Genomic DNA, 20,382 nt, shown 5'->3' on the forward strand with positions numbered 1-20,382 from the left:
CTACAACGGGATCGAGCGGTCGTCGGCGAAGGCCTGCAGCAACGCCCGCATCGGCAGCCCTTGCGCCGGCGCCATCAGATTGTCGTCGAAGAAAGCCTCCAGTTCCTCCAGCGGCAGCTCCGTCAGCATCGCCTTGACCGGGCCGATCGAGGCTGGCGACATCGAGATCGAGCGGAAACCAAGGCCGATCAGTGCCATCGCCGAGATCGGCTTGCCGGCGAGTTCACCGCACAGGGTGACGGGCGTATGGTTGCGAGCGCCGGCGTCGGCGATCTGCTTGAGCACGCGCAGGAACGGCGCCGACAATGTATCGAAGCGGTTGGCTAGTTGCGTGTTGCCGCGGTCGACCGCCATGACGAACTGGAACAGATCATTCGACCCGACCGAGACGAAGTCGACCGCCTTCATCAATTCGTCGAGCTGGAACAGAAGCGACGGCACTTCCAGCATGGCGCCCAGCTTGAGACTGGTCGGCAGATGGTGGGCGAAGCGTGAGAGGTGCCGCACCTCGCGGTCGATGATTTCGCGCGCCTGGGCGATCTCGCCAAGCTCGGTCACCATCGGCAGCATCAGCTTGAGCTCGCGCCCGCCGCTGGCTTTGAGCAAGGCGCGGATCTGGGTGCGCAGCAAGCCCGGCCGGTCGAGCGTCAGGCGGATCGCCCGCCAGCCGAGCGCCGGATTCTCTTCCTGGATCGCGCCCTTGAAGTAGGGCAGCACCTTGTCGCCACCGATGTCGATGGTGCGGAAGGTGACCGGCTTGCCGCGCGCGGCCTCGAGCACGTCGCGATAGAGTTTTTCCTGGGCTTCGGCGCGTGGAAAGGTCGAGGCGACCATGAACTGCAGTTCGGTGCGGAACAGGCCAATGCCGGCAGCGCCCGACTCGACCAGCTGCGGCAGGTCGACGGCAAGCCCGGCATTCATCAGCAGATCGACCTGGACACCGTCCCTGGTCGTCGACGGCTTCTTGCGCAGCTCGCGGTAGACCTCCTGGCGACGCGCCCGGAACCGCACTTTTTCGGCATAGGCGGCTTCGAGATCGGATTGCGGCCGCAGATGGATCGCGCCTTCCTCGCCGTCGACGATGATGGGGTCGCCGTTTTCCGCCATGGAAACGGCGCCCTTCATCTGGCCGGCGACGGGAATGCCCATGGCGCGGGCGACGATGACGACATGGCTGGTCGCCGCGCCATCCTCGAGCACCAGGCCGCGCAGCTTGTCGCGGGGATAGTCGAGCAGTTCAGCGGCGCCCATCGAGCGGGCGACTATGATGGCGTCCTTCGGCAGCGAGGCCGCGACATCCTCGGGTCCACGTCCCATCAGCTGGCGCAACAGCCGGTTGGCGAGATCGTCGAAATCGCTCATCCGCTCGCGCAGATAGGGATCGGTCATGTGCAGCATGCGGGCGCGCATGTCGCTCTGCACCTTTTCCACCGCCGCTTCCGCTGTCAGGCCGTTGCGGATCGCCTCTTCCAGGCGTCGTACCCAGCCGCGGTCGTTGGCGAACATCCGGTAGGCTTCCAGCACCTGGCGATGCTCGCCCTCGAAGGCGACATCGCGGCGCTCCAGCATGTCGTCGATCGAGAGCCTGAGCGAACCGAGCGAGGCTTCGAGCCGCCGGACCTCTTCCTCGCTGTCCTCGTTGAACAAATTGGTGACGACGATGCGCGGCTCGTGCAGCACGACATGGCCAAGCCCGACGCCATCGTTGAAAGACAGCCCGGTGAAGCTCACGGGCCGGCGCAGGTCGAGTTCGAGGCCAGGCCGGGTCAGCCGCGCCAGATCGCCGGTGGCGATCATCTCGGCGATGACCATGGCGGTGGTTTCCAGCGCCTCGACCTCGTCGTCGCGGTAATGGCGCATGGTCTTGTTCTGGACGACCAGGACGCCCAGCGTGCGCCCTGCCCGCAGCACCGGGACGCCGAGGAAGGAATTGTAGATCTCCTCCCCGGTCTCCGGCAGGTAGGCGAAGGCCGGGTGTTCCTGCGCGTTGGACAGGTTGAGCGGCCTGGCACTTGCCGCGATCGTGCCGACCAGGCCTTGCCCCAGCCGCAGCTGCGCCAGGTGGACGGCGTTCGGGTTCAGACCTTCGGTGGCGTAGAGTTCGAGCACCGAATCGGCGCGCAGCACGTAGAGCGAGCACACTTCGGCGACCATATTGGAGGCGATGTCGCGCACGATACGGTCAAGCCGCTCCTGCGGCTCCAGCGGCTCCTGCATGAGCTCGCGGAGCCGCTTCAGCAAAACGCGCGGGCCGCTGGCCTGGTCACGCATCGCGGCTTCTTCTCCAATGAAACACTTGCCGGCGCAGTTTCCGCCGCGCCCGGCATGCACGCAACAACTGATTCAGTCTTGCTACTGCTTATCCAGACCGTAGACGGAATGCAAAGTGCGAACCGCAAGTTCCGTATACGGACCGTCGATCAGTATCGAAATCTTGATCTCGGAGGTGGTGATGGCGCGGATGTTGATCGCCTTGTCCGCCAGTGCCTTGAAGGCGGTGGCCGCAACACCCGCATGGCTCCTCATGCCGATGCCGATGACCGAAACCTTCGACATGCCGGCCTCCGACTGCACGACATCGTAGCCGATCTCGGCTTTCAGCCGGTCGAGCACGGCCAGCGCCTTGTCGACATCGCCCGACGGCACGGTGAAGGTCATGTCGGTCAGCTTGCCGTCCTCGGAGATGTTCTGGACGATCATGTCGACATTGATGTTGGCCTCGGCCAGCGGGCCGAAGATGCCGGCGGCGACGCCTGGCCGGTCGCCGACACGGCGCAACGAAATCTGCGCCTCGTCCTTGGCGTAGGCAATTCCGGTGACGACCTGCTGTTCCACGATCTCTTCCTCGTCGCAAATGAGCGTTCCCGGAGGATTGAGCAAATCCCCCATTCCGGGCGCATCGGGATCGTCGAAGGACGACCGTACGAAGGTACGCACCCTGTGCACCATGGCAAGCTCGACCGAACGCACCTGCAGAACCTTGGCGCCGAGCGAGGCCATTTCAAGCATTTCCTCGAAGGAGATCTTGGCCAGCCGCCGCGCCTTGGGCTCGATGCGCGGATCGGTGGTGTAGACCCCGTCGACGTCGGTGTAGATGTCGCAGCGGTCGGCCTTGACCGCGGCGGCGATCGCCACGGCACTGGTGTCGGAGCCGCCGCGGCCAAGCGTTGCGATGCGGTTGTCAGGTCCGATGCCCTGGAATCCGGCGATGACCGCCACCTGCCCTTCGCCGAAGCGCTTGACCAGGAAGGCGCCGTCGATGTCGAGAATGCGCGCCGCGCCATGGGCGTTGTCGGTCTTGATCGGGATCTGCCAGCCCTGCCAGGAGCGCGCATGCACACCCATGTTCTGCAAGGTGATGGCAAGCAGGCCGGCCGTGACCTGTTCGCCGGAAGCGACGACCGCGTCATATTCGCGTGCGTCATGCATCGCTGAGGCTTCGCGCGTCCAACCGACCAATTCATTGGTCTTGCCGGCCATCGCCGAAACCACCACCGCCACCTCGTGGCCGGCGTCGACCTCGCGTTTGACATGACGCGCCACATTGCGGATGCGGGCGATGTCGGCGACGGAGGTTCCGCCGAATTTCATCACGATACGCGCCATGGAAGCGAAATGCCTTTGACTGGAGCCGGCCCGAGGCCGAAAACGGGGAAAAGCGCCCGGCTGGCGCCGGCCGCTGAATGCGCGGCCTCCTTAACCAAATGAGGAAGGTTTCGCAAGGCTGACGGCGAATTGCGTAACAAAACGGCATATTGCCTTCCAGGCCGGCGCCGCTTACCAAATGCTGCCTGGGGGAATTCCTTTTGGTTCGGCATAACAGATGATTGCTCGTCTTCGGCGCGCCATTCGATTGCAGCCGCTCCCGATTATTGCCGGCTTCGCCACGCTGGCGCTGATCGTCGGCGCCCGTGCCGTGCTCGTCGAGAGCCAGAGGGCCAATCGTGCCGCCGCACGCGACACAATCGAATACCAAGAGCAGCTTTCCGGGCTGCTTTCACTGGCGCAAGACGCCGAGAGTGGTGAGCGCGGCTACCTGCTGACCGGTGAAAAATCCTATCTGGAGCCGTACCGGAGGGCCGTCGAGGCAATTCCGGGACAACTGGCACGGATCGACAGCGCGACTGCTCCCGACGATCAGATCGCCCAGCAGATCGGCCACATCCAGGCCGAGCTTTCAAAACAGCAGGCTGAGCTGGCCGAGACCATAGCTCTCTACGATCGAGGCGATGCGGCAAAGGCCCTGCAATTGGTCCGCAGCGGCCAGGGCAAGTCAGCCATGGACGACATCCGCGCCAGCATGGATACGATCCGGCGTATTGGCGCCACCGCGGTGGCCGCGCGCGACGAGCATACCGACCAGGTCGAGGCCTGGTTGCGCATCGGCTCGCTGGCTGCGTTGCTGGGGATTTTCCTGCTTGGCGTCTACACCATCCGTCAATCCCGCCGCCGCTTCCGCGAGGTGGTCGTCGCCCAGGAAGAGCTGATGCGCAAGAACATCGAGCTCGGCAACGAGATCCAGACGCGTGAAAAGGCCGAATCCCAGATACGCCAGATGCAGAAGATGGAAGCCGTCGGGCAGTTGACCGGCGGGATCGCTCACGACTTCAACAACATGCTGGCGGTCATCCTCAGCGCCATGAACCTTGCCCAGCGCAAGCTGAAGCGAGGCGAACATGACATCGAAAAGCTCGTCGAAGCCGCGACGGACGCGGCCAGCCGTGCCGCCAACCTGACCTCGCGCTTGCTTGCCTTCTCCCGCCTGCAGCCTCTGGCGCCGCAGGTTGTCGACACCAACCGGCTGTTGACCGGCATGTCCGATCTTCTGCGCCGTGCCCTGGGCGAAGGCATTCGCATCGAAACCGTGCTGGCGGGCGGACTGTGGAAAACCCACGCCGATCCCTCCCAACTCGAGAACGCGATCCTCAATCTGGCCGTCAACGCCCGCGATGCCATGGATAATGATGGCAAGCTGACCATCGAGACCGTCAACAGCCACCTCGACGAGGCCTATGCCTCGACGCATGCGGACGTCGCGCCTGGCCAATATGTGATGATCGCGATAACCGACACCGGTGCGGGCATGTCGCCTGAGATCATCGCCAGGGCCTTCGAGCCTTTCTTCACGACCAAGCCGGCCAACAAGGGCACCGGACTTGGGTTGAGCCAGGTGTTCGGCTTCGTCAAACAGTCGGGCGGCCACGTCAAGATCTACTCCGAGCCCGGCGAAGGCACGACGATCAAGATCTATCTGCCCCGGTTTTTCGGACCGGGAGAGCCGGCAGCGCCCGCCGGGCGCGGCAAGAGCGCTGTCAAGATCACCGAGACGATCCTCGTCGTCGAGGACGACGCCCGCGTGCGGGCTTCCACGACGGAAATCATGCGCGAACTCGGCTACACCGTCATCCATGCGGCGAGCGGACAAGAGGCCCTTCAGAAGCTCGCCGCGACACCCGGCATCGCCCTGCTTTTCACCGACATCGTCATGCCGGTGATGAATGGCCGCAAGCTCGCCGAGGAAGCGCTCGCGCGCCAGCCCGGGTTGAAAGTGGTCTTCACCACAGGCTTCACCAGGAACGCTGTGGTCCACAACGGCGTGCTCGATCACGACGTGCACTTCCTGGCCAAGCCGTTCACCATCGAGCAACTGGCGGCGAAGCTGCGCGAAGTGCTGGACACGAAATAGGCTGGCCTTTGGTTGGTCCAGTCACTTTGTCAGCATTCAAAATTGTTGCCTTGACATTCGATGCCTCACGCCCGACTTCCTAGCGTCCGAGGAGACCAACCGATGCCTGAGCCCCGACGATCGACGATCGATGCCGGAGAAGTGGAACGCTTTTCCGCCCTTGCCGCCGAATGGTGGAACCCGAACGGTAAGTTCCGTCCGCTGCACAAATTCAACCCGGTTCGGCTTTCCTATATCCGCGACCAGATCGCGGCGCGCTTCGGCCGCGACCCGCGCGCGGCGCGGCCTTTCGAGGGCCTGCGTATCCTCGACATCGGCTGCGGCGGTGGCCTTTTGTGCGAGCCGATGGCGCGGCTCGGCGCCGATGTGGTCGGAGCGGATGCCTCCGGAATAAACATAGAAGTGGCGAAACTGCATGCCGCCGAAGGCAATGTGAGCGTGGACTATCGCGCCACGACGGCAGAAGATCTCGCCGAGGCCAGCGAAAAATTCGATGTCGTCCTCAACATGGAAGTGGTCGAACATGTCGCCGACATCGATTTGTTCGTCGCCAAATGCGGCGAGATGGTCAAGCCCGCCGGCATCATGTTCGTGGCCACCATCAACCGCACGCTGAAGGCGCTCGGCCTAGCCATCATCGGCGCCGAATATGTGTTGCGCTGGTTGCCGCGCGGCACCCATCAGTTCGGCAAGCTGGTGCGCCCGGAAGAGCTGGAAAAGGCGCTTGGCGCCGCCGGCCTGACCATCATCGACCGCACCGGCGTCTCCTACAATCCGCTTGCCGACCGCTGGTCGCGGTCGAAGGACATGGACGTCAACTACATGGTGCTGGCGGAGAAGGGATCGGTCTGAACAGCCAATCCTCAGCCGCCGCCGATACCCACGGCCGGAGCCGGCGGCGGAAGCTTAGGCGGCCTGGTTCTGCGCCCTCGCAGCGGTCTGGCTCTGCGCCTTTGTGGTGATGAACACGCCGGCTGTGATGATGACGGCGCCGATCCAGGTCAGCGGCTGATAGTTTTCGCCAAGGAAGATCGTACCGGTAAACAAGCCGACGGCCGCCGCGACATAGCCGATCTGGCTGAGATAGACCGGACCGCCCACCGCCTGCAACCGGAAGAAGAAAGCAAACATCGCCGATGCCGAGGCCATCTGCGCCACTGCGGTGAGCGGCACGGTGCCAAGTTCGATGAAGGCCTTGCCGCCGAGCACCGTCAGGATGCCGACGAGCAGCATCGCCGCCGACGCCAGATGGCTGCCGACCGCGAGTTCGATAGGACCGGTTCCTTCCGGCCAGTCGATGGTGCGGTAGATGTTGCCGGCAGCGAGACTGACGGGAATGAGCAGGCCAATGATGACCCAGACGATTTCCGCCGGCTGGCCGGCCTCGCCACGCGTCGCCGCCACCATGACCGCGCCGACGAAGCCGACGGCGATGCCGGCGATGCCCAGCATGTTGGGGCGCCGGACACCGAGCAGGATCGAAAACACCAGCGTGACGACCGGCGACAGCGTGAACATGATCCCGGTGTAGCCTGCGCCCAGATGTGGAATGGCCGAAAACATCAGGAGATTGGGGACGGCATAGGACACGGCGGCGGTGACGAAGAAATAGCGCAGTTTATGCGCGGTGAGCCGGATGCGCTGGCCGCGCAGCAGCAATACGATAAGAAGCACGCCGCCGGCGCCGAGCGAGATGACGAAGGCCCAGACCATGGCCGGCACGCCGGCCGCCGTGGCGAGCTTGCCGAAAGGCAGCGTCAGGCCAAGCAGGCCGCCGGTGACGACCAACAGGCCGAGCGCCGAATCCCAGAGAAGTTTCATGATCGAGCCTTGTCGCGTGCGGCCCTTGGCCGGCATTGTGTCTTGGGGTAAGATAATGCAAAGATTCTTAACGTCAAGATACATTATGGTGAGATAGATGGATCGTGCAGGGAAAGCCATCGAGCAATGGCAGCGGGAACGGCCGGATCTCGACGTGTCGCCGATGGCGGTGATCGGGCGCTTGAACGAGGTCTCCTCGCTGATCGCGCGCGAGCGCCTTGCGCCGCTGTTTGCCCGTTTCGGACTGCAAGCCGGAGAGTTCGATGTGCTGGCGACGCTGCGCCGCTCTGGCTCGCCTTATGCGCTGACGCCGACAGCGCTCTACGAAGCCACGATGGTCACCTCCGGCGCCATGACCAACAGGCTGGACCGGCTCGAAGCATCCGGATTGATCCAGCGCGCGCCACACCCCAACGACCGGCGCGGCATCGTCGTTCGGCTAACCGAAAAAGGCCTCGCACTGATCGACGAGGCTGTCACCGCCCATGTGGCGAACGAGCACGAAGTCCTCGCGGGCTTGACGCAGGCGGAACAAGAAACGCTCGCAAACCTGCTGAAGAAATTGATAGGCAGTGTAAGCTAACCAATTAGTTTGTCGGCTGCTACGAGGACGGACGCCCAGCCGGAAGGTAGGTTTCAGTTGCGGGGATCAGGTGGACTCGCAGCCTCGTGCTGTTTCAATCTTCGCAAGTGCCGCCAGCGGTGAAACGAAACTACCCGATCGTTGAGCCAAGCCGGCCCGCCAAGGTAAAGGAGAGCCTTCCGTTGGCCCTCGAAATAACGTTCCGCCATCGCTGCGTCGGACAAGCCAGAAAGGCTATTCAATTTCATCTCGGCCCGTTGATCAATATCCGCCCCGCTCGGTAGTTTCCTGGCAAATGCCATTTCCCGACGGATGCAAACCTGTTCCACTCTGGTGCGCAGTTCTTCCTGATAGCCGATACCACACCGCCCAAGACGCGCATGCGTCGCCTCATGCACGATGGTTGATGCAATCCGTTCCGGTGTCGTCCCCTGGTTGAGAACAAAGCGCTCGTCCAGTTCGCAAGTCGAGGTGGCCTGTTGGTAGCGCCCTACCCAACCCGCAATCGTCAACACCCAGATTCGATTGAGGTCGTGGTGCATCCGTTTATAGCGAATAGGGTCGAAGTCGCTAATGAGCTTGAGCGCAGCAGCAACTTTGTTTATCTTTTTGCTTTCCTCATCACCGGTATAAACGACCAGCAATCCATCGATCGAGCGCTTGTCGCACAGCTTGAACGATAGCCAATTCGCAAAGCGTCGGACTATGCTTCGCCCCTGCTGCGGCTTGGACTTCTTCATCCGAGGCAAAGCTCCCTTGGATTTCAGTGCCGGTCCTCCGGAAACACCGGAATCGGCATGAAATCGACGCCGTCCTCGGCAAGGCCCTTGGCCTCTTCCAGCGTCGCCTCGCCATAGATGCCGCGCGCATCGGTTTCGCCGAAATGAATCTTGCGGGCTTCCTCGGCGAACTTGTCGCCGACATAGTCGGCATTCTCGCGCACCTTCTCGGCCATCGCCTTCAGTTGCGCCATGGCCTGCTTCTGCGCCTCGCCCATTGCAAGGGCTATGGTTTCCTGTTTGCGGGCCGTGGAAACAGCCGGCGCCATCAGGGCCTTCTCAACCTTGTGCGAGCCGCAGCTTGGGCAATCGACAAAGCCGCGCTTCTTTTGCGTATCAAAATCGTCATTGCTGCGAAACCAGCCCTCGAACTGGTGCTCGTTTTCGCAGATGAGGGAAAAACGGATCAAGAGGCGGCACCCCTGAGACGCGGCGCCTCGCCGGTATTGATGGTGAAATCCCGCGCATTTTTCAAATTGGGGATCTTCTTGCGCGCGGCAATCGACTGCGCCGGCTCGATCTCGGCAACGATCACGGCAGGCTCGTCATGCGCGGCTTCCGCGATGATGCGGCCCCACGGATCGACGATCAGCGAATGCCCATAGGTCTCGCGGCCGTCCTCATGCAGGCCACCCTGCGCGGCGGCGACGACAAAGGCGCCGTTCTCGATGGCGCGCGCTCTCAGCAGCACGTGCCAGTGCGCCTCGCCGGTCTGGCGGGTGAAGGCGGCGGGCACGGAAAGCAGGTCGGCGCCGGCCATCGCCTCGGCGCGGAACAATTGCGGAAAACGCAGGTCGTAGCAGACGGCAAAGCCGAGCTTCGCGCCCCCGATCCCGGTGACGACGGCCTCCGTGCCGGGCTCGTAGGCGGCCGATTCACGCCAGCTCTCGCCATTGTCGAGATCGACGTCGAACATGTGGATCTTGTCGTAGGCCGCGAGCGTCGCGCCATCGGGGCCGAACAGGAGCGCGCGGTTGGCGAGTTTGCCGTCGGCGCGCAGGATCGCGGTCGAGCCGATATGCAGGAACACGCCGAGTTCGCGCGCCAGCTTGCGCGCCGTCGAGACGACGATGTCCTTGTCCTCGGAGGTAAAGGACGCGGCGCGCGCTTGCCTGTCGCGGATCAGCGCGCCGGTCATCTCCGGCGTCTGGATATAGGTCGCGCCCTGGCCGGCCGCCTCGCGCACCAGCCGCTCCATGTCGGCCGCATTGCGCTCGGGGCTCTCGCCCGAACGCATCTGCACTGCCGCCGCCTTGAAAACACTCATTGTCATACCCTCAAATCGACGAACCGTTGGCGAGCAGTTTGTCCAGTCGGCCTTCTGCCTCCAGTTCGTGGAGGTCGTCGCAGCCGCCGACATGCGTGTCGCCGATGAAAATCTGCGGAAAGGTCGTGCGCCCGTGAGCCCGCGACATCATCTCCTGGCGCAGTTCCGGTGAGAAGGAAGCGTCGTGCTCGGTATAGGCGACGCCCTTGCGCTCCAGCAGCCGCTTGGCCGTCGTGCAGTAGCCGCACATCATGCGCGTATAGATCGTGACATCGACCATGACGAATTCCGCTTCCGTTGCCGACTTATATAGTCGCGGACTCGTCCGCCCGGAAGTCCCCCGGCAACACGCGGGCAAAGGTCAGCACGTCGACGGCGGCGGCGCCTCCCCTTTTCAGCGCCTTGGTGGCGGCACGCACGGTGGCGCCGGTGGTGTAGACATCATCGATCAGAAGCACCCGGCGGCCGGCAATCTCGATCTCGGCTTCGGCGGGCACGCGAAAGGCGGCACGCACATTCTCCTCGCGCTCCTGCCGCTCCAGTCCAACCTGCTGGCGCGTGAGTTTGACACGACGCATGGCGGAAGGCGCGAAAGACAGCCCGCTGAGCTCGCAAACCGCGCGCGCCAGTTCCGCCGATTGGTTGAACCGCCGCCGGAAAAAACGGCGCCAATGCAGCGGCACAGACACCACCACATCCGCGTCGGCGATGAGGTCGGCGCCCACGCGGACCATCCACCGCGCCATCCAGGGAGCGAGATCCGTGCGGTCCTGGTATTTCAGCCCTTGCACCATCTGGCGGGCAACACCGGAATAGGCGACCGCTGCCCGCGCCCGTTCGAAGGGCGGCGGATCGGCGATCGCCTCCGCCGACAGAAAACCCTCGCCCATGTGATGGGTGAACGGCGTGCCCATCACCGGGCACCAGGGCCGCTCCAGCAGCCGCAGCTTCGGCCAGCAGGCGCCGCACAGCACGCCGGGCTGCGAGACCTGCCGGCGGCAACCGGCGCAGACCGGTGGAAACAGGATCCTCGCTGGCCAGCCCAAAACCGAGCGAGCTGCCGACCGGGCTGCCGATCCAGCCAGCTTCCTGATCTCGTCGGACTTGATCTTGGGCATCGGATCGGCCACGTGGTTGGTTTCTCGTCGCCACTATACGAACCATATCAGAGCGCGGACATACAAGGACCCATCCCTTGCAGCCTATAATGGATACCTCTCTGTGGCTGGCGCACAAGCGGCGCGCGCTGATCCATCCGGTTGACGGTGCCGACTTCCTCATGCATCGCGCCGCCGAGGACCTTGCCGACCGGCTGGGCGCCGTCGAGCGCAGGTTCGCCAAGGCGGCGGTGCTGTTTTGCCAGACCTCGGCCGCGGCCGACGTCCTTGCGCGGAGCGGCAAGGTAGCGGACATCGCCCGTGTCGAGATGGACGCGGCTTTCCTGAATGGTGCCGCCGGTTTGATTGCACCGCTGGAGACCGTGCCGTTCGAGCCGCAGGGTCTCGATCTGGTGGTGTCACTTTTGTCGCTGCAGACGATGAACGACATCCCGGGCATGCTGATCCAGATCCGCCGCGCCCTGCGGCCGGACGGACTTTTCCTGGGCGCCTTCGCAGGCGCCGGCACGCTTTCGGAACTGCGCGAAAGCCTGCTTGCCGCGGAAACCGATATCTACGGTGGCGCCAGCCCGCGCGTCATCCCGTTCACCGATGTGCGCGACGCCGGCGCACTGCTGCAGCGCGCCGGTTTCGCGCTGCCGGTCGCCGACGTCGAGACGGTGACCGTGCGCTATGCCAACCTGTTTGCGCTTATGGCCGATCTGCGTGCCATGGGCGAAACCACCGCGCTTGCCGATCGTAGCCGGCGGCCAGGCTCACGCAGGTTGTTTGCCCGCGCCGCGGAAATCTACGCCGAACGCTTTTCCGATCCCGATGGTCGCATCAGGGCAAGCTTCTCGATTGTCTGGATGTCAGGCTGGGCGCCCGACGCGTCGCAGCAAAAGCCGCTGAAACCCGGTTCGGCCAAGGTTTCGCTAAAGACTATATTGGAGGATCCTGAAGGACATTGACCCGTTCGCGGGCACTAGCTCTAGGGGGCGAAGGCGTTGGCAAGTCTGCTGGAATCGTCGCTGAACAACCAGGTGATCGAATTGAAGACCTGGCTGATACCGCCGATGATCGTCAGCGACAACACGCAGACAATCAGGCCGTATTCGACGGCCGTGGCGCCGTTTTCGTCCTTCAGAAAGCGCAGCAGCACTGTTTTCATCACTCAATTCCCTCTTGCCGCGACCTTACCGCCGATCTGTTAAGAAAGGTTAACGGCAAAGGCTTAACAGGCGATGAAATCGCCGCCTTTCGGAAATGTCTTAACCTTTGTCAGCAGTCGCCACTGCGTTTGCCATCGGAGCGGATAATACAGACCCCATCGGGCGCGGCCTGCAGCACGCTGCGGCGCACCGTATAAGTGCTGCGATGGCCGATCGAACCGGTGGCCGTCATATCGAGGCCGGGGAAGTCATCGCGAGCCGTTTGCGAACGCGTCTGGCTGTCGAGGAAAGGGGTCGCGATCAGCGCCAGCGCCACCGCCGCCGATCCGAACAGCAGCGTGACCCGCAGGACCCCCATGCCAGCATCGGCGGCACGAAAACCGCGGTCGGGCCGGATCGAATCCCAATCCCTGTCCAGGCTCATTCTATCGCTCCCCAACGAATGGCGGCTGCCGCACGAAAACGGCCATGCATCAATTTTTCATGATGAGATAAATCTTCCATTAACGCTGGCCGATATGGACCGTGGTCCGGTCAGACCTCAAAGAAGATCGATGAGGAACGGGATCAATGGCGCATCGGCCGGCGGCATCGGATAGTCGCGCATCTGTTTGGGCCGCACCCATTTCAGCGCCTGCCCTTCCCGCGGCTGGGCGATGCCGCGGAAGCGGCGGCAGACGAATAGCGGCATCAGCAGATGGAAGTCGTCATAGGAATGGCTTGCGAAGGTCAGCGGCGCCAGGCAGGGGATCTCGGTTTCGATGCCGATCTCCTCATGCAGTTCACGGACGAGGCATTGCTCCGGCGTCTCGCCGGCTTCGACCTTGCCGCCGGGAAACTCCCACAGGCCGGCAAGTTGTTTGCCTTGCGGTCGCTGTGCCAGCAGCACGCGGCCGTCGGCATCGACCAGCGCGCATGCGGCGACCAGGAGCAGGCGCTTGCCGCCGGATGCCAGATCATTCATGTCCGGGCGGCCGGCGGTAATGATAGCGATAGACTTCTTCGAAGCCGAGCGCGTGGTAGAGTGCCAGCGCAGGCGCGTTACCGGCCTCGACCTGCAGCCAGGCTTCCCGCGCGCCGCGCAGCCTCGCCCATTTCAGCGCCGACAGGATCAGGTTGCGGCCGTGGCCCTTGTTGCGCGCCGCCTTGTCGGTGGCGATCTCGAACAGGCCGGCGAGATCGCCGTCATGCACGCAGATCAGCGTCGCCAGCGGCTCCGCTCCATCCTCCAGTGCGAATAGCCCGGCCTCGGGCTGGATAGCGCCGATGATCTCCGACAGGCCCGGCCGCAACGATATATCAGAGCCGCTGACCTTGAGCGATGCGCCGATGAAGCGGCTGATGTCCTTGAGCGGAATCTGGTCCATGGCAGCGTCGAGCCGCGCGTCGGCCAACTGCAGCCGCATGACGAGCGATTCGTCGAACCGGCTCCAGCCCTCCTTGTCGAGATGGCTGGCAAGGTCGGGCCCGGAGAGTGGCGACATGCGGAACGTCAGCGGCCGGCCGTACGCGTCGAAACGGCGGCTCGCGCGGCCGATGCGGTCGGCGATGTGCTGGATGTCGCCGGGATCGAGCGGATTGACCGAGTTAAGCCGCTTTGCCGGATGGCCGGCGGTCAGGCGCACCACCCAGGTGCCGTCATAATGGACGGCGGCCGCGGGCCAGGCGCGAAAACCGGCCGCCTCGTAGCGGCGCACGGTCGCGAGCATGCTTGCCGGATGGCGCGAAACCAAGGCGATCAGCTCCGATAGTCGCCATTGATGGCGACATATTCCTTGGTGAGATCGCAGGTCCACACCGTCGCCTTGCCGCGGCCGATGCCGATATCGGCGCGGATACGGATGTCATCGCGCTTCATGTAGGCCGAGGTCGCGGCCTCAGAATACGCGGGATCGCGCTCGCCCTCATGTGCCAGTCTGTTGTCGCCGAACCAGATCGACAGAAGGTCGCGGTCGGCGGGCTCGCCGGCCTTGCCGACGGCCATGACGACACGGCCCCAATTGGCGTCCTCGCCGGCGACCGCCGTTTTGACCAGCGGCGAATTGGCGATCGACAGCGCGATGCGCTTGGCCGAACGGGCCGACTTGGCCCCGGTGACGGTGACCTCGACCTGCTTGCGGGCGCCCTCGCCGTCGCGCACCACTTGCAGCGCCAGCGATTTCAGCACCTTGCCGAGCGCCCGGCGGAACTGACCAAGGCGGGCATCTCTGGGATCGGTGATTTCAGGCGCGCCGCGCTTTGCCGCCTTGCCGGTGGCGAACAACAGCAGCGTATCGCTGGTCGAGGTGTCGCTGTCGACGGTCACCGCATTGAATGTCTTGGCCGTGCCCCGCGACAGCAGGTCCTGCAGGACCGGTGCCGCGATCGGTGCGTCGGTGGCGATGAAGGAGAGCATCGTCGCCATGTCGGGCGCGATCATGCCCGCGCCCTTGGAAATGCCGTTGATGGTGACATCGGCATCGCCGAGCTTGACCGTCTGCGTCGCCACCTTCGGATAGGTGTCGGTGGTCATGATGGCCTTTGCCGCTTCGGTCCACAGGTCCGGCTTGCCGTCACTGACCAGCCCTGCGAGCAGATGGCTGAACTTGGTTGTGTCGAGCGGCTCGCCGATGACACCGGTCGAGGCCAGGAAAACCTCGCCTGGCGTGCAGCCGACGGCCTTTGCCGCAGCTTCGCCCGTCATCGCGGTGGATTCGCGGCCTTTCTTGCCGGTGAAGGCGTTGGCGTTGCCGGAATTGACGACCAGCACCCGCGCCTTGCCGGCGCCAAGGTTCTGCCGGCAGAAATCGACCGGCGCCGAGGGGCATTTCGACTTGGTGAACACGCCGGCGACCGCGGTCCCGGCGTCGAACACCATGGCCAGCAGATCCGTGCGGTTCTTGTACTTTATTCCCGCTTCGGCGGTGGCGATGCGCACCCCCTCGATTTCAGGCATCTTGGGGTATTTCTTCGGCGCGAGCGGCGAAATCGTCGTGGACATGGGACCTCGGGCGGGAAAATCGCAAGGGGAAGGCCGGTTTGCCCGATACGGCGCGCCGGTGCAAGCGCGTTTTCGTCGCTCCCGCCAGGGGCCAACCCGTTCAGGATGAAGCTTGCATTTCAAATCCGTTGGCGTCGCCGGGGTCCGTGGCGCTATGATCCTCCGATGTGACGGCCACCGCCTGATCACGGCGGCGCGCTACGTCAAAAACGGGTCGTTTCGTTTCATCGCCGGATCACTTATCATGCCGGCGAAATTGAAACGAGGACCACAGGAATGGCCGAGGAGGCGGACACGGCGCGCAAATCGATCGGTGCGCGGCGCAATCCCGACAGTGCGGACGCCATTCTGGAGGCCGCCGAGGCCGTCCTCGTCGAAGCCGGTTATGCCGGTTTTTCGATCGAGGCGGTGGCGCGGCGCGCGCGGGCCGGCAAGCCGACCATATACCGCTGGTGGCCGAGCAAGGCGGCATTGCTGCTTGAGGTCTACCAGCGCCAGAAGCGCGTCGACGTGCCCGATACGGGAAAACTGGAAGAGGATCTCGTCGGCTTCCTGATGAACCTTTTCACGCACTGGCGCGAGACATCGTCGGGCAGCGTGTTCAGGTCGCTGATTGCCGAGGCGCAGTCGGATGAAACCGCGGCCGAAGCCCTTGCCGATTATGCCGGAGGGCGCCGGACCCACACCGGCCAGATCATCGAGCGCGCCAAGGCAAGGGGCGAGATCGCCAGCGACATCGATCTGGGCGTGGTCGCCGACCTCGTGGCGTCCTACGCCTGGCGGCATCTCCTGACCAACCGGATCGACGAGTCCGAAGCGACGATCCGCAAGGTGGTCCGCTACCTCCTGCAAGGCATAGCGGCACCCGACAGGTAGGCATCGCTGGCACGTGCCAACGAAGAAGGGCGCGGCGCCTTTTGGCTGCCGCGCCCTTCTTTCGAGCCGTTCGGGCTTACTTGGCGCTTTCCAGCGCGTCGACGGTCTTCTTCAATTTGGCGTCGGGGATCTCGACCTTGGCGCCGGCGCGCAGCGACTTGACCAGCGCGAAATACTTGTCGCGGATGACGGCCTGCTTGGCCTGGTCCTTGACGTCGTCGAAGGCCGGCGGCTGCTTGGCGCGCTTGTCCTCGAGCTTGATGACATGCCAGCCGAACTGCGACTGCACCGGCTGCTCGGTGTACTTGCCGACATCGAGCGCGAACGCCGCCTTGTCGAATTCCGGCACCATCTGGCCAGGTCCGAACCAGCCGAGGTCGCCGCCATTGCTCTTGCCGCTCGGATCTGAGGTGTGTTCGTTGGCAAGCTTCTGGAAGTCGGCGCCGCCATCGAGCTGCTTGATGATCGCCTCGGCCTCTTCCTTCGTCTTCACGAGGATGTGACGGGCATGCACCTCGTTGACCGGCGGCGTGTTGGCGATTTCCTGGTCGTAGCGGGCGCGAACCTCCGCGTCGGTGACTTTGTCGACGACGCCCTTCTCGACCATTTCGCCATGCAGCGCGCGCTGCTGCAGGAAAGCCATGCGGCGCTGGAAGTCGGGATCCTTGTCGAGGCCAGTGGCGACCGCCTGGGCGGCCATGACGCGGATTTCGATGGCCGCCGAAAGGGCCGCCGCGCGGCGCTGTTCAGCCGGCAACTGCGCGAACTGCTGCGACAGCTCACCTTCAGCGAGCACCAGATCGGCTTCGGTCAAAGGCTGGCCGTTGACGGTGGCGACCACGGCATTCGGGTCGACCGGCGCCGCGGCAGGTGCCGCCGGGGCGGCCGGTGCGGCCGGTGCGGGAGCGGTCTCCTGCGCCATCGACGGCGATAGGCAAAGAGCCGACAGGCCGAGGACCAGGCCAAGGCTGGCAAGCGACGCACGGCTGAACAACAAGGACATAAGGATGACTCCGGTGAGGGATTGTAAGGAGGCGGCTTCCAGATCAGCCAGATTGTGGCGGAATTTGGCGCGACCGGCAGGGCCAGCGCGGCGTTGACATCAGTTGAGCCCCCTCTTATCTGTCCATCGACTTGGCGTCCAGAACCGTTTTCCGGGCGCTTTTTGTGTTTGCCCGTGTTCAGGCGGTGCGTTCACGTGGATGTGATGGGGCCGGCCGGCGCCTGTCTCAAGATTGAGAATTCTATCGAAAGGACCATTGGATGGTCAGTCTCGGCGGTCTCGCCCGTAAGGTTTTCGGCTCCTCCAACGACCGTCGGGTCAAATCGACCCGCCCCCGCGTCGAGGCGATCAACGCCATGGAAAACGAGATGCGGGCGTTCTCCGACGCCGAGCTTGCCGGCCGCACGGAAAAATTCCGCCAGGACATCGCCAACGGCGCCAGCCTTGACGACCTGCTGATCCCGGCCTTCGCAACCGCCCGCGAAGCGGCGCGCCGCGTGCTTGGCATGCGCCCCTTCGACGTCCAGTTGATCGGCGGCATGGTGCTGCACAATGGCGGCATCGCCGAGATGCGCACCGGCGAGGGCAAGACCCTGGTCGCGACGCTGCCGGTCTATCTCAACGCGCTCGCCGGCAACGGCGTCCATGTCGTGACCGTCAACGACTACCTCGCCACCCGCGACTCCGAATGGATGGGCCGCGTCTACAAGTTCCTCGGCCTTTCGGTCGGCGTCATCGTCCACGGCCTGTCGGACGAGGAGCGCCGCGTCGCCTACGCCTCCGACGTCACCTATGCCACCAACAACGAGCTCGGCTTCGACTATCTGCGCGACAACATGAAGTATGAGCGCGCCCAGATGGTGCAGCGCGGTCACAATTACGCGATCGTCGACGAGGTCGATTCCATCCTGGTCGATGAGGCGCGCACGCCGCTGATCATTTCCGGTCCGCTCGAAGACCGTTCGGAAATGTACAACACCATCGACACCTTCATCATCCAGCTGCAGCCGCAGGATTATGAGATCGACGAGAAGCAGAAGACCTCGATCTTCACCGAGGAAGGCACCGAGAAGCTCGAGAACATGCTGCGAGATGCCGACCTGCTCAAGGGCGAGTCGCTCTACGACGTCGAGAACGTCGCCATCGTCCATCACGTCAACAACGCGCTGAAGGCGCATCGGCTGTTCCAGCGCGACAAGGACTATATCGTGCGCAACGGCGAGATCGTCATCATCGACGAATTCACCGGCCGCATGATGCCCGGCCGCCGCTATTCGGAAGGCCTGCACCAGGCGCTCGAAGCCAAGGAGCACGTGGCGATCCAGCCGGAGAACCAGACGCTCGCCTCCGTCACCTTCCAGAACTATTTCCGCCTCTACAAGAAGCTTTCCGGCATGACCGGCACGGCGCTGACCGAGGCCGAGGAATTCGGCAACATCTACGGTCTCGAAGTCACCGAGATCCCGACCAACCTGCCCGTTATCCGCAAGGACGAGGACGACGAGGTCTATCGGACGGTCGAGGAGAAGTACAAGGCCATCGTCAGGGAGATCCGCGAAGCCAGCGCCAAGGGCCAGCCGACGCTTGTCGGCACGACCTCGATCGAAAAATCCGAGCAACTGGCCGAGCGCTTGCGCAAGGAAGGCTTCACGGATTTCGAGGTGCTGAACGCCCGCCATCATGAGCGCGAGGCGGCAATCGTCGCCCAGGCCGGCAAGCCCGGCGCCATCACCATCGCCACCAACATGGCCGGCCGCGGCACCGACATCAAGCTCGGTGGCAATGCCGAGATGCGCATCGCCGAGGAACTGGGGGACATGCCCGAAGGTCCCGAGCGCGAGGCGCGCGAACAGGAAATCAATGCCGACATCGAGCGCTTGAAGGAAAAGGCGCTGGCCGCCGGCGGCCTTTACGTGCTTGCCACCGAGCGCCATGAATCGCGCCGCATCGACAATCAGCTCAGAGGTCGTTCCGGCCGACAGGGCGACCCCGGCCGCTCGAAATTCTTCCTGTCGCTTCAGGACGACCTGATGCGCATCTTCGGCTCCGAGCGCATGGACGGCATGCTGCAGAAGCTCGGCCTCAAGGAAGACGAGGCCATCATCCATCCCTGGATCAACAAGGCGCTGGAAAAGGCACAGAAGAAGGTCGAGGCGCGCAACTTCGACATCCGCAAGAACCTGCTGAAATATGACGACGTTTCCAACGACCAGCGCAAGGTGGTGTTCGAGCAGCGCATCGAACTGATGGACGGCGAAGGCCTGTCGGAAACCATCGCCGAGATGCGCGAAGGCGTCATCGACGAGATCGTCGCCAAGGCCATTCCCGAAAACGCCTATGCCGAGCAATGGGACGTCGCGGGCCTGAAGGCCGAGGTCGCCGAATTCCTCAATCTCGACCTGCCGGTCGAGGACTGGGCGAAGGAAGAAGGCATCGCCGAGGACGACATCCGCGAGCGCATCGCCGCCGCCGCCGCCGACGCCGCCAAGGAACGCGCCGACCGTTTCGGCCCCGAGGTGATGACCTATGTCGAGCGCTCGGTGGTGCTGCAGACGCTCGACCATCTGTGGCGCGAGCACATCGTCAATCTCGATCATCTGCGCTCGGTGGTCGGCTTCCGCGGCTACGCCCAGCGCGATCCGCTGCAGGAATACAAGGGCGAGGCATTCGAGCTGTTCCAGGCGATGCTCGGCAATCTGCGCCAGGCCGTCACCGCGCAGCTGATGCGCGTCGAACTGGTCCGCCAGGCCGCCGAAGCGCCGCCGCCGGAAGCGCCCGACATGTTCGGCAGCCACATCGACGGCACCACCGGCGAGAATGATTTCGAAGGTGGCGAGACCGCCCTCCTGGTCCGTCCGGAGCAGAATGTCATCGTCGCCCCCGAAGATCGCGACCCGAACAACCCCGCCACCTGGGGCAAGGTCGGCCGCAACGAGGCTTGCCCCTGCGGCTCCGGCAAGAAATACAAGCACTGCCACGGCGCGTTCGCCTAAGGACGCGCTCTTTCTTCTCCCCGTTTCACGGGGAGAAGGTGGCCCGAAGGGTCGGATGAGGGGCGGCGCCGAATTCGGCAATTAGCGTTTGTTTGCGACCAAAACGATGCCTCGCCCGCTCCCCC

Annotated in this window: 20 protein-coding genes; 6 read left to right on the forward strand and 14 right to left on the reverse strand. The window is 63.9% G+C overall.

Translation table 11 applies throughout. The annotated features are described in order from the left end of the window. Window positions 1–2,271: a phosphoenolpyruvate--protein phosphotransferase gene (ptsP, locus tag LB543_RS14800; RefSeq protein ID WP_224614578.1), complete on the reverse strand. Its 2,271-nt coding sequence runs from the start codon at window positions 2,269–2,271 to the stop codon at window positions 1–3. Between the two features lie 81 nt (window positions 2,272–2,352). Beyond that, window positions 2,353–3,606, reverse strand: coding sequence for an aspartate kinase (locus tag LB543_RS14805; protein ID WP_224614579.1), 1,254 nt, complete (start codon window positions 3,604–3,606; stop codon window positions 2,353–2,355). 217 nt (window positions 3,607–3,823) lie between these two features. Here LB543_RS14805 and LB543_RS14810 point away from each other — a divergent pair, with 217 nt between their 5' ends. Then, window positions 3,824–5,686: a CHASE3 domain-containing protein gene (locus LB543_RS14810; RefSeq protein WP_224614580.1), complete on the forward strand. Its 1,863-nt coding sequence runs from the start codon at window positions 3,824–3,826 to the stop codon at window positions 5,684–5,686. 102 nt (window positions 5,687–5,788) lie between these two features. Then, window positions 5,789–6,538: a bifunctional 2-polyprenyl-6-hydroxyphenol methylase/3-demethylubiquinol 3-O-methyltransferase UbiG gene (gene ubiG, locus LB543_RS14815; RefSeq protein ID WP_224614581.1), complete on the forward strand. Its 750-nt coding sequence runs from the start codon at window positions 5,789–5,791 to the stop codon at window positions 6,536–6,538. Between the two features lie 54 nt (window positions 6,539–6,592). On the opposite strand, the gene LB543_RS14820 is transcribed toward ubiG, so the two are convergent. Continuing rightward, window positions 6,593–7,507: a DMT family transporter gene (locus LB543_RS14820; RefSeq protein ID WP_224614582.1), complete on the reverse strand. Its 915-nt coding sequence runs from the start codon at window positions 7,505–7,507 to the stop codon at window positions 6,593–6,595. Window positions 7,508–7,604: 97 nt separating this feature from the next. Between LB543_RS14820 and LB543_RS14825 the strand changes: the two genes are divergently transcribed. Next, entirely contained in the window at window positions 7,605–8,090 is a 486-nt protein-coding gene (locus tag LB543_RS14825) for a MarR family winged helix-turn-helix transcriptional regulator (protein WP_224614583.1), read from the forward strand. Between the two features lie 53 nt (window positions 8,091–8,143). Here LB543_RS14825 and LB543_RS14830 read toward each other — a convergent pair whose 3' ends face one another. From LB543_RS14830 to LB543_RS14850, 5 genes are read right to left on the reverse strand one after another with little or no spacing between them, the layout of a single operon-like run. Next, window positions 8,144–8,830 (reverse strand): hypothetical protein, encoded by a 687-nt coding sequence (locus LB543_RS14830; protein WP_224595164.1) that lies wholly within the window; start codon window positions 8,828–8,830, stop codon window positions 8,144–8,146. 23 nt (window positions 8,831–8,853) lie between these two features. Further along, window positions 8,854–9,279 (reverse strand): DUF1178 family protein, encoded by a 426-nt coding sequence (locus LB543_RS14835; RefSeq protein ID WP_140809385.1) that lies wholly within the window; start codon window positions 9,277–9,279, stop codon window positions 8,854–8,856. Beyond that, window positions 9,276–10,136, reverse strand: coding sequence for a carbon-nitrogen hydrolase family protein (locus LB543_RS14840; RefSeq protein ID WP_224614584.1), 861 nt, complete (start codon window positions 10,134–10,136; stop codon window positions 9,276–9,278). Before LB543_RS14840 ends, LB543_RS14835 begins: the two co-directional genes overlap by 4 nt. Before the next feature lie 10 nt (window positions 10,137–10,146). After that, a complete protein-coding gene (gene grxC / locus LB543_RS14845; RefSeq protein WP_224614585.1) occupies window positions 10,147–10,416 on the reverse strand; it encodes a glutaredoxin 3 in 270 nt (89 codons plus the stop codon). Window positions 10,417–10,441: 25 nt separating this feature from the next. Beyond that, window positions 10,442–11,266: a ComF family protein gene (locus LB543_RS14850; protein WP_224614586.1), complete on the reverse strand. Its 825-nt coding sequence runs from the start codon at window positions 11,264–11,266 to the stop codon at window positions 10,442–10,444. 65 nt (window positions 11,267–11,331) lie between these two features. Between LB543_RS14850 and LB543_RS14855 the strand changes: the two genes are divergently transcribed. After that, window positions 11,332–12,204 carry a methyltransferase domain-containing protein gene (locus LB543_RS14855; RefSeq protein WP_224614587.1) on the forward strand — a complete coding sequence of 291 codons (873 nt, stop codon included), beginning with the start codon at window positions 11,332–11,334 and terminating at the stop codon, window positions 12,202–12,204. 20 nt (window positions 12,205–12,224) lie between these two features. Here LB543_RS14855 and LB543_RS14860 read toward each other — a convergent pair whose 3' ends face one another. The 5 genes from LB543_RS14860 to argJ form a co-directional block, all read right to left on the reverse strand. Further along, entirely contained in the window at window positions 12,225–12,404 is a 180-nt protein-coding gene (locus LB543_RS14860) for a Flp family type IVb pilin (protein WP_140754212.1), read from the reverse strand. A gap of 110 nt (window positions 12,405–12,514) precedes the next feature. Continuing rightward, window positions 12,515–12,829, reverse strand: coding sequence for a hypothetical protein (locus LB543_RS14865; protein ID WP_140809395.1), 315 nt, complete (start codon window positions 12,827–12,829; stop codon window positions 12,515–12,517). A gap of 117 nt (window positions 12,830–12,946) precedes the next feature. Then, window positions 12,947–13,369: a (deoxy)nucleoside triphosphate pyrophosphohydrolase gene (locus LB543_RS14870; protein ID WP_140809397.1), complete on the reverse strand. Its 423-nt coding sequence runs from the start codon at window positions 13,367–13,369 to the stop codon at window positions 12,947–12,949. Further along, on the reverse strand, window positions 13,362–14,114 hold the full coding sequence (locus LB543_RS14875) for a GNAT family N-acetyltransferase (protein WP_224614653.1): 753 nt from the start codon (window positions 14,112–14,114) through the stop codon (window positions 13,362–13,364). The genes LB543_RS14870 and LB543_RS14875 overlap by 8 nt, the downstream gene beginning before the upstream one ends. Window positions 14,115–14,143: 29 nt before the next feature. Further along, the gene (argJ, locus tag LB543_RS14880) at window positions 14,144–15,385 is read right to left on the reverse strand and encodes a bifunctional glutamate N-acetyltransferase/amino-acid acetyltransferase ArgJ (protein WP_224595149.1); all 1,242 of its coding nucleotides are present in this window, start codon (window positions 15,383–15,385) and stop codon (window positions 14,144–14,146) included. 276 nt (window positions 15,386–15,661) lie between these two features. Between argJ and LB543_RS14885 the strand changes: the two genes are divergently transcribed. Beyond that, window positions 15,662–16,261, forward strand: a complete 600-nt coding sequence (locus LB543_RS14885; RefSeq protein WP_224614588.1) for a TetR/AcrR family transcriptional regulator — start codon at window positions 15,662–15,664, stop codon at window positions 16,259–16,261. 76 nt (window positions 16,262–16,337) lie between these two features. On the opposite strand, the gene LB543_RS14890 is transcribed toward LB543_RS14885, so the two are convergent. Next, window positions 16,338–17,264 carry a peptidylprolyl isomerase gene (locus LB543_RS14890; RefSeq protein ID WP_224614589.1) on the reverse strand — a complete coding sequence of 309 codons (927 nt, stop codon included), beginning with the start codon at window positions 17,262–17,264 and terminating at the stop codon, window positions 16,338–16,340. Window positions 17,265–17,524: 260 nt separating this feature from the next. Here LB543_RS14890 and secA point away from each other — a divergent pair, with 260 nt between their 5' ends. Then, window positions 17,525–20,257 carry a preprotein translocase subunit SecA gene (gene secA, locus LB543_RS14895; RefSeq protein ID WP_224614590.1) on the forward strand — a complete coding sequence of 911 codons (2,733 nt, stop codon included), beginning with the start codon at window positions 17,525–17,527 and terminating at the stop codon, window positions 20,255–20,257. Window positions 20,258–20,382 lie beyond the last annotated feature (125 nt).

Source organism: Mesorhizobium sp. ESP7-2 (assembly GCF_020164715.1).
In the GTDB taxonomy this organism is placed as follows: Bacteria; Pseudomonadota; Alphaproteobacteria; order Rhizobiales; family Rhizobiaceae; genus Mesorhizobium.

Excerpts from the sequence above, each read along its gene's own strand:
- LB543_RS14860 (WP_140754212.1), bottom strand. The coding sequence starts at position 12,404 with ATGAAAACAGTGCTGCTGCGCTTTCTGAAGGACGAAAACGGCGCCACG.
- argJ (WP_224595149.1), bottom strand. The coding sequence starts at position 15,385 with ATGTCCACGACGATTTCGCCGCTCGCGCCGAAGAAATACCCCAAGATG.
- ptsP (WP_224614578.1), bottom strand. The coding sequence starts at position 2,271 with ATGCGTGACCAGGCCAGCGGCCCGCGCGTTTTGCTGAAGCGGCTCCGC.
- secA (WP_224614590.1), top strand. The coding sequence starts at position 17,525 with ATGGTCAGTCTCGGCGGTCTCGCCCGTAAGGTTTTCGGCTCCTCCAAC.
- ubiG (WP_224614581.1), top strand. The coding sequence starts at position 5,789 with ATGCCTGAGCCCCGACGATCGACGATCGATGCCGGAGAAGTGGAACGC.
- LB543_RS14875 (WP_224614653.1), bottom strand. The coding sequence starts at position 14,114 with ATGCTCGCGACCGTGCGCCGCTACGAGGCGGCCGGTTTTCGCGCCTGG.
- LB543_RS14820 (WP_224614582.1), bottom strand. The coding sequence starts at position 7,507 with ATGAAACTTCTCTGGGATTCGGCGCTCGGCCTGTTGGTCGTCACCGGC.
- LB543_RS14865 (WP_140809395.1), bottom strand. The coding sequence starts at position 12,829 with ATGAGCCTGGACAGGGATTGGGATTCGATCCGGCCCGACCGCGGTTTT.
- LB543_RS14805 (WP_224614579.1), bottom strand. The coding sequence starts at position 3,606 with ATGGCGCGTATCGTGATGAAATTCGGCGGAACCTCCGTCGCCGACATC.
- LB543_RS14830 (WP_224595164.1), bottom strand. The coding sequence starts at position 8,830 with ATGAAGAAGTCCAAGCCGCAGCAGGGGCGAAGCATAGTCCGACGCTTT.
- LB543_RS14890 (WP_224614589.1), bottom strand. The coding sequence starts at position 17,264 with ATGTCCTTGTTGTTCAGCCGTGCGTCGCTTGCCAGCCTTGGCCTGGTC.
- grxC (WP_224614585.1), bottom strand. The coding sequence starts at position 10,416 with ATGGTCGATGTCACGATCTATACGCGCATGATGTGCGGCTACTGCACG.
- LB543_RS14825 (WP_224614583.1), top strand. The coding sequence starts at position 7,605 with ATGGATCGTGCAGGGAAAGCCATCGAGCAATGGCAGCGGGAACGGCCG.
- LB543_RS14810 (WP_224614580.1), top strand. The coding sequence starts at position 3,824 with ATGATTGCTCGTCTTCGGCGCGCCATTCGATTGCAGCCGCTCCCGATT.
- LB543_RS14885 (WP_224614588.1), top strand. The coding sequence starts at position 15,662 with ATGGCCGAGGAGGCGGACACGGCGCGCAAATCGATCGGTGCGCGGCGC.
- LB543_RS14840 (WP_224614584.1), bottom strand. The coding sequence starts at position 10,136 with ATGAGTGTTTTCAAGGCGGCGGCAGTGCAGATGCGTTCGGGCGAGAGC.
- LB543_RS14870 (WP_140809397.1), bottom strand. The coding sequence starts at position 13,369 with ATGAATGATCTGGCATCCGGCGGCAAGCGCCTGCTCCTGGTCGCCGCA.